Source organism: Monashia sp. HAY1-5C (genome assembly GCF_056755255.1).
In genome coordinates this window covers 1-16,772 of sequence record NZ_JBPGXG010000005.1, presented here as the reverse complement: position 1 = coordinate 16,772, position 16,772 = coordinate 1, and the positions used below count along the sequence as shown (strand labels likewise).

The 16,772-nt window shown below is 71.9% G+C and carries 17 protein-coding genes; all 17 read right to left on the bottom strand.

The features are described 5' to 3' along the window. Positions 1-89 precede the first annotated feature (89 nt). The 17 genes from atpA to ACR9ZK_RS01425 all read right to left on the bottom strand — a co-directional run bounded on the left by atpA (position 90) and on the right by ACR9ZK_RS01425 (position 16,642). Positions 90-1,721 (bottom strand): F0F1 ATP synthase subunit alpha, encoded by a 1,632-nt coding sequence (gene atpA, locus ACR9ZK_RS01505; protein WP_481339304.1) that lies wholly within the window; start codon positions 1,719-1,721, stop codon positions 90-92. Between the two features lie 68 nt (positions 1,722-1,789). Next, the gene (locus ACR9ZK_RS01500) at positions 1,790-2,602 is read right to left on the bottom strand and encodes a F0F1 ATP synthase subunit delta (RefSeq protein ID WP_481339302.1); all 813 of its coding nucleotides are present in this window, start codon (positions 2,600-2,602) and stop codon (positions 1,790-1,792) included. Next, positions 2,602-3,180 (bottom strand): F0F1 ATP synthase subunit B, encoded by a 579-nt coding sequence (locus ACR9ZK_RS01495; protein WP_481339300.1) that lies wholly within the window; start codon positions 3,178-3,180, stop codon positions 2,602-2,604. The genes ACR9ZK_RS01500 and ACR9ZK_RS01495 overlap by 1 nt, the downstream gene beginning before the upstream one ends. Positions 3,181-3,237: 57 nt before the next feature. Then, positions 3,238-3,447 (bottom strand): ATP synthase F0 subunit C, encoded by a 210-nt coding sequence (gene atpE, locus ACR9ZK_RS01490; protein WP_026863922.1) that lies wholly within the window; start codon positions 3,445-3,447, stop codon positions 3,238-3,240. A gap of 113 nt (positions 3,448-3,560) precedes the next feature. Beyond that, on the bottom strand, positions 3,561-4,340 hold the full coding sequence (atpB, locus tag ACR9ZK_RS01485) for a F0F1 ATP synthase subunit A (RefSeq protein ID WP_481339298.1): 780 nt from the start codon (positions 4,338-4,340) through the stop codon (positions 3,561-3,563). 166 nt (positions 4,341-4,506) lie between these two features. Next, entirely contained in the window at positions 4,507-4,800 is a 294-nt protein-coding gene (locus ACR9ZK_RS01480) for a hypothetical protein (RefSeq protein ID WP_481339296.1), read from the bottom strand. Positions 4,801-4,814: 14 nt separating this feature from the next. Beyond that, positions 4,815-5,318, bottom strand: coding sequence for a Cg1360 family ATP-synthase-associated protein (locus ACR9ZK_RS01475; RefSeq protein ID WP_481339294.1), 504 nt, complete (start codon positions 5,316-5,318; stop codon positions 4,815-4,817). A gap of 143 nt (positions 5,319-5,461) precedes the next feature. After that, positions 5,462-6,559 (bottom strand): glycosyltransferase family 4 protein, encoded by a 1,098-nt coding sequence (locus tag ACR9ZK_RS01470; RefSeq protein ID WP_481339292.1) that lies wholly within the window; start codon positions 6,557-6,559, stop codon positions 5,462-5,464. Between the two features lie 35 nt (positions 6,560-6,594). Further along, entirely contained in the window at positions 6,595-7,875 is a 1,281-nt protein-coding gene (locus ACR9ZK_RS01465; protein ID WP_481339290.1) for a serine hydroxymethyltransferase, read from the bottom strand. A gap of 84 nt (positions 7,876-7,959) precedes the next feature. Then, complete coding sequence (locus ACR9ZK_RS01460; protein WP_481339288.1) at positions 7,960-8,778, bottom strand: L-threonylcarbamoyladenylate synthase; 819 nt, start codon at positions 8,776-8,778, stop codon at positions 7,960-7,962. Positions 8,779-8,996: 218 nt separating this feature from the next. Continuing rightward, positions 8,997-9,983, bottom strand: a complete 987-nt coding sequence (locus ACR9ZK_RS01455) for a N5-glutamine methyltransferase family protein (protein WP_481339286.1) — start codon at positions 9,981-9,983, stop codon at positions 8,997-8,999. After that, entirely contained in the window at positions 9,980-11,065 is a 1,086-nt protein-coding gene (gene prfA / locus ACR9ZK_RS01450) for a peptide chain release factor 1 (protein WP_481339284.1), read from the bottom strand. The genes ACR9ZK_RS01455 and prfA overlap by 4 nt, the downstream gene beginning before the upstream one ends. A gap of 99 nt (positions 11,066-11,164) precedes the next feature. After that, on the bottom strand, positions 11,165-11,380 hold the full coding sequence (gene rpmE, locus ACR9ZK_RS01445) for a 50S ribosomal protein L31 (protein WP_481339419.1): 216 nt from the start codon (positions 11,378-11,380) through the stop codon (positions 11,165-11,167). Between the two features lie 250 nt (positions 11,381-11,630). Further along, complete coding sequence (locus ACR9ZK_RS01440; protein ID WP_481339282.1) at positions 11,631-13,724, bottom strand: sensor histidine kinase; 2,094 nt, start codon at positions 13,722-13,724, stop codon at positions 11,631-11,633. Next, on the bottom strand, positions 13,721-15,163 hold the full coding sequence (locus ACR9ZK_RS01435; protein WP_481339280.1) for a glycosyltransferase family 2 protein: 1,443 nt from the start codon (positions 15,161-15,163) through the stop codon (positions 13,721-13,723). The genes ACR9ZK_RS01440 and ACR9ZK_RS01435 overlap by 4 nt, the downstream gene beginning before the upstream one ends. Next, positions 15,160-16,221, bottom strand: coding sequence for a HEAT repeat domain-containing protein (locus ACR9ZK_RS01430; RefSeq protein WP_481339278.1), 1,062 nt, complete (start codon positions 16,219-16,221; stop codon positions 15,160-15,162). The genes ACR9ZK_RS01435 and ACR9ZK_RS01430 overlap by 4 nt, the downstream gene beginning before the upstream one ends. A 10-nt stretch (positions 16,222-16,231) precedes the next feature. After that, on the bottom strand, positions 16,232-16,642 hold the full coding sequence (locus tag ACR9ZK_RS01425; RefSeq protein ID WP_481339274.1) for a response regulator transcription factor: 411 nt from the start codon (positions 16,640-16,642) through the stop codon (positions 16,232-16,234). Positions 16,643-16,772 lie beyond the last annotated feature (130 nt).

Sequence of the window (16,772 nt, the reverse complement as noted above, 5' to 3'; positions counted from 1 at the left end):
GCGCCGTCACGTGGACCGGCCCGGTTCCGGGACGCCGTCCGCGAGGCCCGCGCCGGGCGCGGCTCGACGGGGCGGCGTCCCGGAGGGGGTCACCTGTTCTTGACGATCTTGGCCTGGGCGATCGCGTCGTCGTCGAGCTCCTCGACGTCCTCGGTGCCGGGCTCGAGGCCCTCACGACCGGTGCCGCGGAAGGTGAACTTGACCTCGTCGACGACCGTGCTCAGCGCCGCCTCGGTGTCCTCGTCGAGCTTGGCCGTCTCACGGATCGTCTGGAGGATCTTGCCGTCGCGCCGCAGCGTCTCGAGCAGCTCGGTCTCGAAGGCGCGGACGTCCTCGACCGCGACGTCGTCGAGCTTGCCGGTCGTACCGGCCCACACCGAGACGACCTGCTCCTCGACCGGGTACGGGTTGCTCTGCGGCTGCTTGAGCAGCTCGACGAGGCGCGCACCACGGGCGAGCTGCGCTCGCGAGGCGGGGTCGAGGTCGGAGGCGAACATCGCGAAGGCCTCCATGGCACGGAACTGCGCGAGGTCGAGCTTGAGGCGACCGGCGACGGACTTCATCGCCTTGATCTGCGCCGCACCACCGACACGCGACACCGAGACACCCACGTCGATGGCGGGACGAACGTTGGCGTTGAACAGGTCGGCCTGCAGGTAGATCTGGCCGTCGGTGATCGAGATGACGTTGGTCGGGATGTACGCCGACACGTCACCGGCCTTCGTCTCGATGATCGGCAGACCGGTCATCGACCCGTGGCCGAGGTCGTCCGAGAGCTTCGCGCAGCGCTCGAGCAGCCGGGAGTGGAGGTAGAAGACGTCGCCCGGGTAGGCCTCGCGCCCCGGCGGGCGGCGCAGCAGCAGCGACACGGCGCGGTAGGCCTCGGCCTGCTTGGACAGGTCGTCGAAGACGATGAGCACGTGCTTGCCCTGGTACATCCAGTGCTGGCCGATGGCCGAGCCGGTGTAGGGCGCGAGGTACTTGAAGCCGGCAGAGTCGGACGCCGGCGACGCGACGATCGTCGTGTACTCGAGCGCGCCGGCCTCCTCGAGGGTGCCGCGGACCGACGCGATGGTCGAGCCCTTCTGGCCGATGCCCACGTAGATGCAGCGGACCTGCTGGTCCGGGTCGCCGGACTCCCAGTTGCGCTTCTGGTTGATGATCGTGTCGATGGCGACGGTGGTCTTGCCGGTCTGGCGGTCACCGATGATGAGCTGGCGCTGGCCGCGACCGATCGGCGTCATGGCGTCGATCGACTTGATGCCGGTCTGGAGCGGCTCGTGGACCGACTTGCGCTGGACGACCGTCGGGGCCTGCAGCTCGAGCGCGCGACGCTGCTCGGACTTGATCTCGCCCAGGCCGTCGATCGGGTTGCCGAGCGGGTCGACGACGCGGCCGAGGAAGTCGTCGCCGACGGGGACCGAGAGGACCTCGCCCGTGCGCTTGACGGTCTGGCCCTCCTCGATGCCGGCGAAGTCACCGAGGACGACGACACCGATCTCGTGGACGTCGAGGTTGAGCGCGAGGCCCAGCGTGCCGTCCTCGAACTGGAGCAGCTCGTTCGTCATGGCCGAGGGCAGACCCTCGACGTGGGCGATGCCGTCACCGGCGTCGGTGACGCGACCGACCTCTTCGCGGGAGGCCGCGCCCGGCTCGTAGGACTGGACGAAGGAGTCCAGTGCGTCCCGGATCTCCTCCGGACGGATCGAAAGCTCCGTCATGTCAGATCTTCTCCTCGGTTTCGACCCGGGGTTGCGGGCCGGTGGGTGTTCACAGCTGGTGGTGGGCCTCAGGCGCCCATGGCGCGACGTGCGCCGTCGAGCTTGCGGATGACGGTCCCGTCGATGACCTCGTCACCGATCTCGACCTTGACGCCGCCGAGGACCCGGGGGTCGACGACGGTGCTGACGTGGACCTTGCCGCCGTAGATGGCGGAGAGGCCGGCGGCGAGGCGCTCGCGGTCGCCGTCGCCGAGCGGGACCGCGGACGTCACCGTCGCGGTCTGCTGCTCCCGACGGGCGGCCGCGGTCTCGAGGTACCTCTCGACGGTGCGGTCGAAGCGGCGTCCGCGCGGCGACACGACGGCCTGGCGGGCCAGGACGAGCGTCTCCGGGGCAACCCTGCTCTCGAGGAGCGTCGCGACGAGCGCGGACCGGCGCTCGGCCGGGGCCGACGCGTCGGTGAGCGCGGTGCGCAGTGCGGGGTCGGCGGCGACGATCCGCTCGAACCGGAAGAGCTCGTCCTCGACGCGGTCGGCGCGGTCGGCCGTCTCGGCCTCGGCGATGACCGTCTCGACGGCGTAGCGCTCGAGGGTGTCGGACAGGTCGCGCTCGGAGCTCCACCGCTGGGCGGCCACGCCCTTGAGGACGACGAGCGCCTCGGCGCTCACCTTGCCCGCGAGCAGCCGCTCGACGAGCGAGGACTTCTCGGCCCCCTCCCGCGAGGGGTCCGCGACGGCGCGACGCAGGGTCACGTTGCCGTCGAGGAGGGCGACGACCGCGAAGAGCTCCTCGGCCAACCGCGAGCGGTCGGCACCGGCCACGAGCGCGCCGGTGAACGCGTCGCGGCTCGCGGCCGCTGCTGCGCGTGAGGATCCCTGCATCAGCGGTCCCCGACCTTCTCACGGACGACGTCGCCCGACTCGAGCTCGGCCAGGAAACGCTCGACGATGCCCTTCTGGCGGGTCTCGTCCTCGAGCGACTCACCGACGATGCGGCCGGCGAGCTCGGTCGAGATGCGGCCGAGGTCCCCACGCAGCGAGACGAGGGCCTGCTGGCGCTCGGCCTCGATCTGCTTGTGCGCCGTGTCGGTGATCCGGGCTGCCTCGCTGGCGGCGTGCTCGCGCATCTCGGCGATGATCTGCGCGCCCTGGGCCTTGGCGTCCTCACGGATGCGGGCGGCCTCGGCGCGGGCCTCGACGAGCTGGGCCTGGTACTGCTCGAGGGCGGCCTGGGCCTGGGCCTGGGCCTCCTCGGCCTTGTTCATGCCGCCCTCGATGGCCGCGGTGCGCTCGGCGTAGATCTGCTCCAGGCGCGGCACGACCTTCTGCTTCACGACGAAGTAGAGGATCGCGAACACCGCGAGACCGAAGAGGAACTCCAGCGGGTGCGGGATGATCGGTGCCGCGGTGGCCCAGAAGCCGCCCTCACCGCTCTCGGCGGTCATGGTCACTGCATGCATGCGGGTCTCCTAGAGAAAACGTACGGAGCGTCGACGAGCTGGTGGCCCGTGCGGGCGTCAGGCCTTGAAGACGAACGCGAGCGCGATACCGAAGATGGCAAGGGCCTCGGTGATGGCCATGCCGAGGAAGGCGATCGGCTGGAGCATGCCGCGGGCCTCGGGCTGACGGGCGACGCCGTTGATGTACGCGGCGAAGATCAGGCCGACACCGATACCGGGGCCGATGGCGGAGAGGCCGTAACCGAGGATGGCGATGTTGCCGGTCATGTTGATTCCATTTCCTTCTTGTCGGTCCCGCTGGCGGTTACCAACGGGGCTGGGTGAAGCGTCGGGGTGGAACGGTCGAGCGGGTGGAGCTGGTGGAGCTGTCCGTGCGGCCGTCAGTGCTCGTCGGCCAGGGCGCCGCCGATGTAGAGCGCGGCGAGCAGCGTGAAGACGTAGGCCTGCAGGAACTCCACGAGGAGCTCGAACAGGGTCATGACGAAGGCGAAGATCCACGTGACCCCGCCGGCGACGACGAGCACACCGCCGTTGGTGAGCATGTACCAGCCGCCCGTGATGAACAGGACGATGAGGATGTGGCCGGCGAACATGTTGCCGAAGAGTCGCAGCGCCAGCGTGACGGGCCGCGTGAACAGGTCGGTGATGAGCTCGAGGATGAAGATCGGGACGATCATGCCCTTGGGCAGACCCGCCGGGACGAGCGACTTCCAGTAGCCGACGAAACCGTGCTTGCGCATGCCGACGACGTGGAAGATGACCCACACGAGCAGCGACAGGGCGATCGGGAAGCCGATGCGGCTCATCGTCGGGTAGCTGAACGGCGGGACGACGCCGAACAGGTTGTTCACCAGGATGATGATGAACAGGGAGAAGAGCAGCGGGACGAACTTGAGGAACTCCCTGGACCCGATGAGGTCCTTGGCGATGCCGTTGCGCACCATGCCGTAGACGGCCTCCGTGGCCATCTGGCCGCGGCTCGGCACGATGGCCTTCTTGCGCGTCGTCGCGAGCAGCCACCAGGCGATGAGCAGGCCGGACACGACCATGAGCAGCATCGGACGGGTGATGGCCCACGCGCCGTCACCGATCAGCGGCTGCCAGAACTCGCCGACGCCAGGCGCCTCGAAGTCCGACGGTGCGGCGGCAACGATGCTCACGGGTTACTCCTTCGTACGTTCTGGGCTGCTCGGCCGACGACACCGGTCATCGGCACGGGGTGAGGTCCCGCGGTTGGGGTGGTGGGGTGCCAGGCCCTCGTGCTGCGCGTGCTGCTCGGCGGGCCGGGCGGCGTCGCGCCGGCTGGCGACGCGGGGTCCGCCTGGCTCAATGGGTACCGTATCGGAACCAGATCAGGTAGAGCGACAGGGCCATCCCCCCGACGATCCCCACTCCGACCAGCCACGACGTGCCCAGCCAGTGGTCCGCGAGGGCCCCCAGGCCGCCGTAGACGAGGGGCCCCGTCAGCAGGTAGGCCACGGATCGCCAGGCCGAGTCGGCCTCGCGCCGGTTGACGGCGTTGACCCGCTCGCGCGCCTCCTCCTCCTGCTCCGCCGCGGTGGGCGGACGCGTCGGCTCCTCGGGCTCGGGACCGGGTGGCGGTGTCGGTGGGGTGCTCATGGTGACCTCCCTGCTCACGACTCATCACGCGGCTCCCGCGGCGGCGTCGAGGGGCGGTCTGCGGGGGCATCGGACGCGGCCTCGGACCCGACGTCGGTCGTGGGGTCGAAGGCGAAGATGCGCAGGTGACGGTAGGCACGCATCTCGAAGAAGAGCCAGACGACGGCGCAGACGGTGACGGACACCCCGATGGCGTACCCCGAGGCCCACGTGACGTCGCGGAGGGCGAAGAGGGTGACGGCGAGGACGAGCACCTTGAAGGTGTAGGTCAGCATGACGACGATCATGACCATCGTGGGTGCGAGGTGGGCCGTGTAGCGCATCGCGAGCAGCGTCAGCGTGAAGAAGAAGACGACGAGCGCCGCCCCGATGGCGGCCGACCAGGCGGCCTTCGGGCTGGAGAACAGCCCGACGAGGACGCAGACGACACCGGCGACGAGGGTCGGGGGCAGCGACCCGCGCAGGAGCTGCGCGAACGCATCGGACTGTGATGCGGTGCGGGCCGGGGTGGTGCTCACGGTGGACCTGCCTGGTGCGTCTGGTCGGCGGGGGCGAGTGGGCTGCGAACGGGCGCTTGGTGCTCGATCGCCGTGTGGGGCAAGGCGATCCGCGGCCCGGGGAGCGTCCTTCTCAGACTCCCCTCAGGTGCTTGTGAATGCTATCACAAGCGTTCGGAGGGCCTCCACCGCGGGAGCCAGACCGTGAGCACGACACCGGCGACGGCGGCCGCGCCGACGACGACGAGCGGTCGCCAGCCGTCCCAGATGACGAACGAGACGGACCCGAGGGCGACGATCGCGGCCCACAGGTAGAGGATGAGCACGGCCCGGCGGTGGCCGTGACCGATGCGCAGCATGCGGTGGTGCAGGTGCATCGCGTCGGCGTGCCAGGGCCGCTGGCCGGCGCGGGTCCTCCGGACGATGGCGAGGACCATGTCGAGCAGCGGCAGGAGGAGCACCGCGAGGGGCACGATGATCGGCAGGAACGCCGCCGTCACCTCGTTGCCGCTGACCTGCCCGGGGTCGACGTTGCCCGTCAGCGCGATCGTCGCCGCCGAGAGGAGCAGGCCCAGCGTCAGGGCCCCGGAGTCGCCCATGAACAGGCGCGCCGGGTGGAAGTTGTGCGGCAGGAAGCCGGCGCACACGCCCACGAGCGCCGCCGAGATGAACGTCGCCGTGGAGAAGACGTTGGCCGGCACGAACGAGCGGGACACGATGTAGCTGTACATGAAGAACGCGAGCGCGGCGATGCCGACGACACCCGCGGCCAGGCCGTCCAGGCCGTCGATGAAGTTGACCGCGTTGGTCCACACCATGACGACGATGACGGTGAAGAGCACGAGCACGGGAGTCGGCAGGATCGTCGTCCCGAAGATCGGCAGCGACAGCAGCTGCACCCCGGTGTAGGCCATGAGGCCTGCCGCGAGGATCTGCCCCGCGAGCTTGGTGATCCAGTCCAGCTCGCGGATGTCGTCGAAGGCCCCGAGGAGACAGACGATCCCGCCGGCCACGACGACGCCGATGATCTGCTTCGTCGAGAAGAGCGTGCCGAGGTAGGGCAGCGCCCGCGCCACGAGCGCCGCCGCGACGAACCCGATGTAGATGCCCACTCCCCCGAGCCGCGGGATCGGCGTCGTGTGGACGTCGCGCGACCGGACGGCCGTGAAGGCGCCCGTCGCGACCGCGAGGCTGCGCACGAAGGGTGTGGCGACGTACGTGACCGCCGCGGCCACGATGAGGACGAGGACGTACTCGTGCACCTACCGACCCTCGCTCGGGCGCCGACCGCGGACGGTCAGCGCGGGTAGGCGGGGAAGCGCGTCACGAGGTCGGTGACCTCGGCACGGACCTCCTTGCTCACCGGGTGGTCCGGGTCGGCGTCGCCCTGGGTCACCGACGTGTGGATCAGGCGGGCGATGGTCTTCATCTCCTCCAGGCCCATGCCCTGGGTCGTCACCGACGGCGTCCCGACGCGGATGCCCGAGGCGATGTTCGGCTTCTGCGGGTCGAAGGGGATGGCGTTCTTGTTCAGGACGATGCCGGCCGCGTCGGCGCGAGCCTCGGCGTCCCTGCCGGTGACGCCGATGCCCTGCAGGTCGAGCAGCGACAGGTGCGTGTCGGTGCCGCCGGTCGTGGGACGGATGCCGACGTCCTTGAGGCTCTGCGCGAGCTGCTTGCTGTTGGCGATGACGTCCTGGGCGTACTGGGCGTACTCGGGGCTCGCGGCCTCCTTGAAGTTGACCGCCTTGGCCGCGATGGTGTGCATCTGCGGACCGCCCTGCATCATCGGGAACACCGCCTTGTCCAGGGCCGCCGCGTGCTCGGCCTTGCACACCAGCGCACCCGAGCGCGGGCCGCGCAGCACCTTGTGCGTCGTGAAGGTGACGACGTCGGCGTAGGGCACCGGCGACGGGATCGCCTTGCCGGCCACGAGCCCGATGAAGTGGGCCGCGTCGACCCAGAGGATCGCCCCGACCTCGTCGGCGATGGCGCGGAAGCGCTCGAAGTCGATGAGGCGCGGGATGGCCGAGCCGCCCGCGCAGATGACCTTGGGGCGGTGCTCCTTGGCCAGGCGCTCGACCTCGTCGTAGTCGATGTCCTCGGTCTCCTTGTCGACGCCGTACGGGACGGCGTCGAACCACTTGCCGGAGAAGGAGACCTTGGCGCCGTGGGTGAGGTGGCCGCCCATCGGCAGGGCCATCGCGAGGAGGGTGTCGCCGGGCTTCATGAACGCCCCGTACACGGCCTGGTTGGCGGAGGCGCCGGAGTGCGCCTGGACGTTGGCGTGGTCGGCGCCGAACAGCTCCTTGGCCCGCTCGATGGCGATCGTCTCGGCCTTGTCGACCTCGGAGCACCCGCCGTAGTAGCGACGCCCCGGGTAGCCCTCGGCGTACTTGTTCGACAGCGTCGAGCCGAGCGCGGTCAGGACCGCGGGCGAGCTGATGTTCTCGCTCGCGATGAGCTGCAGGCCGCCGCGGATGCGGTCCAGCTCGGACAGGAGCACCCCCGCGATGTCCGGGTCGAAGGACTGGAGGGCGCCGAAGTCGGAGCCGTAGAACGTCGTGTCGTCAGCCATGGGGCATCTCCGGAGGGTGCGGGTTTCGGTGCGGGTTTCGGTGCGGGTTTCCGTGCGGGGCACTGGTGCGAGCGCGGACCAACTCTATGCCGTCGAGCCGTGGGCGGCGGCACCGCGTCCGTGCTCGGTGGGGTCGGCGCTCGGGTCCGGCGTGGGGTCGGGCGGCACCTCGCCGACGGGCTCGCCGGCGTCCGGGACGTCGGCCGTGTCGGCGTCGGGGACGTCCACGCTGGCGACGATGTCGGTTCCTGCGTCGTCGGTGGGCGGCTCCTGGGGCAGGAGCGCCGCGTCGAGGTCGGCCTGCGGGATGGCGCCGAGGCGCAGGGTGACGGGGACCTCCCCCGTGCAGTCGACGATGGTCGAGGGAGCGCCGCCCTCGGTCGGGCCGCCGTCGAGGTAGACCGCCACGGACTCGCCGAGCATGGCCTGCGCCTCGTCGACCGACCGCGCCGCGGGGTCCCCGGTCGTGTTGGCGCTCGTGACGGCCATCGGTCCGATGTCGCCGAGCAGGTCGAGGGCGATCTCGTCGTCGGGCACGCGCAGGGCCACGGTGCCGTTCGTCTCGCCGAGGTCCCAGTGCAGCGACGTCTGGGCCTTGAGCACGACCGTGAGGGGACCGGGCCAGAACCGCTCCATGAGGCGGTTGGCGTAGTCGGGCACCTGGGTGGCCAGCCCCTGCGCGGTCCGGGCGGTCGGGATGAGCACCGGCGGCGGCATGTCGCGCCCGCGGCCCTTCGCGGCGAGCACGGAGGCCACGGCGTTGGCGTCGAAGGCGTCGCAGCCGATGCCGTAGACGGTGTCGGTCGGCAGGACCACGACCTCGCCGCGTCGCACGGCCGCCGCGGCGGCGGGGATGCCCTCGGCGCGGCCGTCGGGGTCGGTGCAGTCGTAGCGCTCGCTCACCCGGCAGAGCCTAGTCGTGGCACCGACGCGGACCGCGACGTGTCCCGTGCGCGCGGGCGGCGCGTTCGGACCGCGCGCCCGCGCGTCGGGCCGAGCGGCCGGAGCGAACCGGCGAGACCCGCCCGGACGAAGCCGAACGTCGTGTGGATCCGGCCGCCCGACCCAGCGGAGTGGGTCGCGCTCGGTGCGGGGCTGACGCGTCAGGCGGGTCAGACGCGTCAGGCGCGGCGGGCGGTGGTGACCCGCGGCCGGCCGGCGAGGTCCTCGTGGTCGGTGACCTCGACCCAGAGCCCGGTGCGGGTCAGCCGTTCGGGGAGGCTGATCCCCTGCGAGTCGGCGTGCTCGACGAGCAGCAGGCCACCGGGGCGCAGCAGGTCGGCGCCCCGGCGTGCGACGGCGAGCGGGATGGCCAGCCCGTCCTCGCTACCGCCGTAGAGCGCGAGAGCGGGGTCGTGGTCGCGGACCTCGGGGTCGAGCGGCACCTGGCCGAGCGGGATGTAGGGCGGGTTGACGGTGACGACGTCGACCCCGCCCTCCCAGTCGGACAGGCACGGGCCCGAGGCGTCGCCCCGGACGAGGTCGACGTCGAGACCGAGCCGGTCCCGGTTGGCCACCGACCAGGCGTGCGCCTCCGGTGACAGCTCGACGGCCCGCACGGCGACGGTGGGCCGTTCGTCCTTGACGGCGAGCGGGATGGCGCCCGACCCCGAGCAGAGGTCGACGACCCGAACGACTCGTTCGGTCCCGGACGCGTCGGCAGGGCCCGGACGCGTCGGTGCACCGGCGCTTTCGGCACCGAACGACTCGTTCGGTGCGGGAGCGGGAGGAGGAGCGGGAGGAGGAGGAGAAGGAGGAGGGGCGGTGGCGAGGAGGAGACGGTCGATCTCGGCGAGCGCGAGCTCGACGAGCACCTCGGTCTCGGGGCGCGGGACGAACACGCCCGGCCCGACGGACAGCGTCAGCCGGCGGAAGTGCGCGCGGCCGGTGAGGTGCTGCAGCGGCACCCGCGCGGCCCGCTCCTCGACGAGCCGCTCGAACGCGTCGGGCAGCCTCGTGCCGCCGAGGACCATCTGCCGGCGCACCTCGCCCGTGTCGAGCCCGAGCACGTGGGCGGCGAGCTCGAGCGCGTCGGCCTCGGGCGAGGGCACCCCCGCGTCCGCGAGCGCCTGCGCCGCGGCCCGGACGCCGGTGCGCAGGTCGGTCACCCTCCGTACCCCTCGGCGAGGGCGGCGAGCTTGGCGGCCTCGTCGGCGTCGAGGGCGGACTGCACGACCGGGTCGAGGTCGCCGTCGAGGACGGCGTCGAGGTTGTAGGCCTTGAAACCGGTGCGGTGGTCGGAGATGCGGTTCTCAGGGAAGTTGTACGTGCGGATGCGCTCGCTGCGGTCGACCGTGCGCACCTGCGAGCGTCGCGCCGCGGACGCCTCGGCGTCGGCGGCGTCCTGCGCGACCTGGTGCAGCCGCGCCCGCAGGACGCGCATGGCGGCCTCCTTGTTCTGCAGCTGCGACTTCTCGTTCTGGCAGGACACGACGAGGCCGGTGGGCAGGTGCGTGATGCGCACGGCCGAGTCGGTCGTGTTGACGCTCTGGCCGCCCGGGCCGCTCGACCGGTAGACGTCGATGCGCAGGTCGTTCGGGTCGATGCTCACCTCGACCTCCTCGGCCTCGGGCATGACGAGCACGCCGGCCGCGGAGGTGTGGATGCGGCCCTGGCTCTCGGTCACGGGGACCCGCTGGACGCGGTGGACGCCGCCCTCGTACTTGAGCCGCGCCCACGGCCCCTCCCCGAGGCCGGGGGTACCCCTGGTCCTGATCGAGACGCGGACGTCCTTGTAGCCGCCGAGGTCGCTCTCGGTGGCATCCTCGACCGCGGTGCGCCAGCCCCGCCGCTCGGCGTAGCGCAGGTACATGCGCAGCAGGTCGCCGGCGAACAGCGCCGACTCGTCGCCGCCCTCCCCCGCCTTGACCTCGAGGATGACGTCGCGGTCGTCGTCGGGGTCGCGGGGCACGAGCATCCGGCGCAGGTGCTCCTCGGCCTCGGCGAGGACCGCCTCGAGCGCCGGGACCTCGTCGGCGAAGCCGGGGTCCTCGGCCGCGAGCTCGCGCGCGGCATCGAGGTCGTCACGGGCCGACCGCCACGCGCGCGCCGCTGCGACGGTCGGGGCGAGGGCCGCGTAGCGCTTGTTCAGCGTCCGGACGAGGTCCTGGTCGGTGTGCACGCCGGGGTCGGCGAGGCGGGTCTCGAGGTCGGCGTACTCGTCGAGGACGGACTGCACGGAGTCGAGCACCGGGCTCTCCTGCCTGGTCGGTGGCGTGGGCTCTGAAGTGCCGAGGACGACGAACGCCGGCCCCGGCGACGGACGTCGCGGGGCCGGCGTGCGGGAGACCTACTTGGCGGCCTTCTTGCCGTACCGGGCCTCGAACCGGGCCACGCGGCCACCGGTGTCGAGGATCTTCTGCTTGCCCGTGTAGAACGGGTGGCACTGGGAGCACACGTCGGCCGAGATCTGGCCGGAGGTCGCGGTGCTGCGGGTCGTGAACGTGTTGCCACAGGTGCAGGTGACCGTGGTCTCCACGTAGGTGGGGTGAAGGTCCTTCTTCACAATCGTCTCCTCGAGGTTGTCGGCCGGGTCGGTGTCCTCGCTCGCCACCCTGGTGGGTCGCTCTGCCGTGAACCGGTCCGAAGGAAGAGTGTGCCAGAAGGGCACACGTCCTCCCAAACGCGTGCCGGGCGGTCGGCATTCCCGCCGCGGCCGTGCCTCCGGAGCAGTACCGACGCGGTGCCGTCGCGGTGCCGTCGCGGTGCCGACGCGGTGCCGACGGAGTGCCGCGGGGCCGCCGGGATCGCCGGCGTCAGGCGTCCGCGAGGACGTCGAGGTGCGCGGGCTGGGCGACCGGCAGGACCACCTGCATCGTCGTGCCCTCCCCCTCGACCGAGGCGATGACGAGCTCGCCGCCGTGTCCCTCGACGATGGCGCGCACGATGGCCAGGCCCAGCCCCGTGCCCGGGATGGCGGCGGCGGTCGCGTTGCCGGCGCGGAAGAACCGCTCGGACAGCCGGGCGAGGTCGGCCGCCGGGATGCCGATGCCGGTGTCGCGCACGGACACGATCGTCGAGTCGCCGGCCCGCTCGGCCGACAGGACCACCTGCCCGCCCTCGGGCGTGAACTTCACGGCGTTCGAGCCGAGGTTGATGAGGGCGCGCTCGAGCTGGCCACGGTCGACGTGCACGACGAGGTCCTGCGCCACGGCGTGGCAGACGAGCTCGACACCGCCCGCGACCGCGACCGGCTCCATCGTCTCGGCCACGGTGGCGAGCAGGTCGGCGACCGCGACGTCCTCGGCCACGGACTGCAGGCCACTCGCCTCGATCTTGTTGAGGACCAGCAGGTCCTCGATGAGGCCACGCAGGCGCGTGGCGTTGCGCCCGATGATCTCCAGGGCCACGTGCTGGCCCTGGCTGACGTCACCGAAGTCGCCGTCGGTGAGCAGCTCGAGGTAGCCGGAGATCGACGTCAGGGGCGTGCGCAGCTCGTGGCTGATGGTGGCCATGAAGTCGGTCTTCTGCCGGTCGAGCTCGGTGAGGCGGCGGACCTGCTCCTCCTGCATGAGCGTCAGGCGCAGGGTGATGATCGACTGGGCGGCGATGGCGGCGCACTGCTGTGCCGCCTGGATCTCGTGCCGGTGCCAGCGGCGCGGCCCGTCGACCATCATGATCGCGATGATGCCGAGGCCGCGGCCCCCGGTGCCGACGGGAAGCATGAGCAGCGACCGCGCGCCCGTGGCCCGGTGGAAGGCGCGGGCGCGCTCGTCCTGGTAGGCCTCGTGCGCGAGGAGGTCGCCGAGGTCGAAGAAGCCGGCATCGCGGCGCAGCTCGTCGTTGACGGTCCCGATCTGCTGGGCGAGCGAGCGCGGCAGCGGGGGCAGGTCCGGCAGGTCACCGGCGCACCACTGGAGACGGTCCTCGATGCTCTGCCCGTCGTCGGCCAGGGTGTAGAGCAGGACGCGGTCCGCCCCGAGCCCGACGCCGAGGCGGGCGCACACCCGCTGGAGCGCCTCGGTGACATCGCTCGCCGCCCGGACCCGGCGCCCGACGTCGAGGACGAGCTCCTGCATCTCGAGGACGGCCGCCTGCTGGTCGACGAGCCGGGCGTTGGCGCGGGTCAGGTCGTTGAAGTCGCGCGCGAGCATCCGCACCTCGAGCGCGCCCTCCTCCTGGTTGGCCATGGCGATGACGTCGTCCTCGGCCTGGCGGCGCACGACCTCGCGCAGCCGGGCGATGGGCCGCCCCACCGCGCGGTCCATGCCGAACCCCGCCGCGACGAGAAGGAGGACGACGACGACGGTGACGCCGATGAGGACGTCGGAGGCGAGGCTCGTGCCGTTGCGGGAGTCGATGCGCGCCTCGTTGCGGTCACCGAGCACCTGGACCCCGAGGGCGGTGCTGGCGCCCAGGAACGTCGAGTAGGCGCCCTCCACGACGGCCTGGGTGGCCGGTGGCACCGCTGCCCCGGCTCCCCGGACGGCCTCGGCGCGCTCGACCTCCTGGAACCACCGGGTGGCCGCCTGGCGCTGCGCGGCGGCGAGGCGCTCGTACCCGGCGACGTCCTCCCGGGGCAGCTCCGGCTGGCGGATGGCCTCGAGGAGACGGTCGAGGTCGGCCTGGACGGTCGAACGGTAGCCGTCGGCGGGCAGGGTCGGCGGGCGGCCGACGGCGGCCAGCTGCCACGCGCCGTGCGCCTGGGTCATCGACAGGACGACGTCGTTGTTGGCGTCGTTGGCGGGCTCGAACACGAGGGTGAGTGCCCGGACCGACTGGCTCTGCATCTGGATCGTCACGACGGACACCACCGCGCCGGCCGTGACGAGCGCGACGATGATGCCGACGAAGATCCGGATCTGCGTGCCGACGGAGCTGCGCGTGAAGGGCCGCAGCCCGACGTTCACGCGGGACCCTCGTCGAAGCCCGTCCGCGTCATGACGCCCCAGACGTGCTTCTTGCCGCGCAGGCTCGCCCACCAGCCCTCGAGCCGCCACCAGACGGTCGCCTGGCGGTAGCCGACGTTCTCGAGGACCGACGCGACGACCGTGAGGCCGAGCGCCTGCCACCGGTCCTGCTTGTGGAAGGCCCACTCGTCGACGAGCATGGCCGCGAGCGTGACGAGAACCGCGTAGCCGTAGGCGAGGACGAGGAACAGGAGCGCGAACGGGATGTCGACGACCCCGAGCAGCAGTGCCAGCGGGACGATGACGATCCCGAAGAGCTCGAGCAGCGGCGCGAACAGCTCGAAGAGCCAGTAGTAGGGCAGGGCCACCCAGCCGACGCGTCCGTACCTGGGGCGGAAGAGCATCGAGCGGTAGGCCCAGAGGGTCTCCCAGAGGCCCCGGTGCCACCGACGCCGCTGGTTGCGCAGCACCTTCGCGGTGACCGGGACCTCGGTCCAGGACACCGGCTCCGGCACGAACTCGATGCGGTAGTCGCGCCCCTCGTCGCGCAGGCGCTTGTGGATGCGCATGACGAGCTCGAAGTCCTCACCGATGCTGTCCGGGTCGAGGCCGCCGACCTCGACGACGACGTCGCGACGGAAGAGCCCGAACGCCCCGCTGATGAGGATGAGGGAGCCCAGCCGCGACCAGCCGGTGCGGCCGAGCAGGAAGGCGCGCAGGTACTCGACGAGCTGGATGCGCGGCAGCCACGTCTGCGGCATCTCGACCCGCACGATGCGGCCGGCGATGACGCGGCTGCCGTTGACCGGGCGGATGGCGCCGCCCGTGGCGACCATGCGCGTCGGGTCGTCGGCGAAGGGACGCGTGACGTGGAGCAGGCCGTCGGGCTCGAGGACGGAGTCGCCGTCGATCATCGCGACGAGCGGCTCGGTGGCGGCGTTGATCGCGACGTTGATGGCCTCGGAGCGGCCGGAGTTCTCCTTGCGGACGACGACGAGGCGGGTGCGGCCGTCGCGCGGCACGTGGACGCCGAGGATACGCGCCCGGATCGGCACCTCGTGCGGCAGGACCCGGGGCACCTCGACGAGGTCGAACGCCTCCCGGAGGCGCTCGAAGGTGGCGTCCGTGCTGCCGTCGTCGACGACGACGACCTCGTGCCGCGGGTAGCGCAGCGTGAGGAACGACTTGACCGCCGTGACGATGCCGGCCTCCTCGTTGTAGGCCGGCACGAGGAGCGAGACGCCCGGTGCCAGGCCCGCGCCCTGCCACTGCACGGCCGTCGCGCGTCGGCGCTCCTGGGCCCGGAACTCGAGGTAGGCCAAGGCGATCAGGACGACGAGCGAGGTGTTGATGAGGAGGAAGTAGACGAGGATCGGGATGCTCGTGAGGTCCATGAGCCAGACGACGGCCGAGCGCACGCCCTCGACGACGCCGGTCACGCCGACGCCCGCTGGAGCTCGGCCACGGTGCGGGCGGCGCGGACCGGCGGGGTGTCCTCCCGGCCGGCGAGCGCGGCGTGGCCGTCCGTGCCGAGCCCGATCAGCGCGGAGGCCGCGATCTCGGCCAGGCGCGGGTCGGGGTCGTCGAGCAACGTGGCGAGCACCGGCACGGCGGCTGCCTCGCCGAGGTCACCGAGCGCCGCGGCGCAGGCCCGGCGCAGGGACAGCGGCTCGTCACCGGCCACGTGGCGCGCGAGCACGGCGACGTCCTCGTCGCGGCCGAGGCGGCCGATCGCGGTCGCGCACGTCTCGCGGACGGTGAGGTCGGGGTCGGTCGCGAGCAGCCGGCGCAGCGCCGGCAGGCCCCGGGTGAAGCTGCGGTCGCCGGTGACGTGGGCGGCGACCATGCGGGTCCGCGCGGCGTCGTCCTCGAAGGCGGCGCCGAGGACGCCCGAGATGCCGACGCCCATCGACTGGAGCGTCTCGGCCGACGTGCTGGCGGGGATGCCGCCGTTGTCGGCGCCGGTGGCCGCGAGCACCGCAGCGGCTGCGGAGGCGTCGCCGATGAGGCCGAGCCCGTAGGCGGCGCTGTTGCGCACCTGGACCGTGCTGTCGCCGAGGGCCTCGACGAGGAGCGACACCGCGTCGGGGCCGCCGGCCAGGCCGAGCATCTGGGCCGCCTTGGCCCGGCGGACGAGCGAGCGGTGGCCCAGGTCGGCCTTGGCGCGCTCGACGGCGCCGTGGGCGGTGAGCACCTGCACGAGCTGCTCGGCGGGCAGGCCGCGGATCTTCGTCAGCAGGTCGACGACGACCTCGTCCAGGACGTCGCGGGTGACCCCGGTTGCCCAGGTCAGCTGCTCGGTGGCCGAGCCGTCGTGGTCCTCGCCGGACGCGACGACGATGAGCGGCCCGCGCAGGGGCGCGAGGAGCATCTCGTCGCGCTTCTGGCGGCCCAGCCGGCGCGACCGGACGGCGACGACGACGAGGACGAGGAACAGGCAGGTGGCCAGGACCGCGATCGTGGCGCCGAGCAGCAGGTGGGCGCCGATGGTCACCACGAGTGCGCCCTCACCGGGCCCGGGCGAGCATGCCGTTGACGCGATGGAGCAGCTCGCGGGGGCTGAACGGCTTGATGACGTAGTCGTCGGCACCCACCGCGAACCCGGTGTCGACGTCGGAGTCCCGGGACTTCGCGCTGAGCAGCAGCACCGGGACACCGGGGTGGTCGCTCTCGCGGATCTTGCGGAGCACGTCGATGCCGGACAGGCCCGGCATCATGACGTCGAGCACGACGAGCTGGGGCGGGTCGGCCTCGAAGGACTCCCACGCGGACGCGCCGTCCGGGACCGCCTCCACGGCGTAGCCGGCCTGGACGAGCTTGAACTCGACGAGGTCTCGGATGTCGGCGTCGTCGTCGGCGACGAGGACGCGAACCGGTCCGTCGCTGGCGAAGACGTGGTCGCCGGCAGGCGCGGTCATGGCACTCCATCGGTGGGGCTGGTGGGTCGATCCAGTTTACGAACATTTCGGACAGTTCCGACTCGAAACGCCGAGGTTCGGACGATGCGAGAGCTGTCTCTTATACACATCTGACGCTGCCGACGACGGA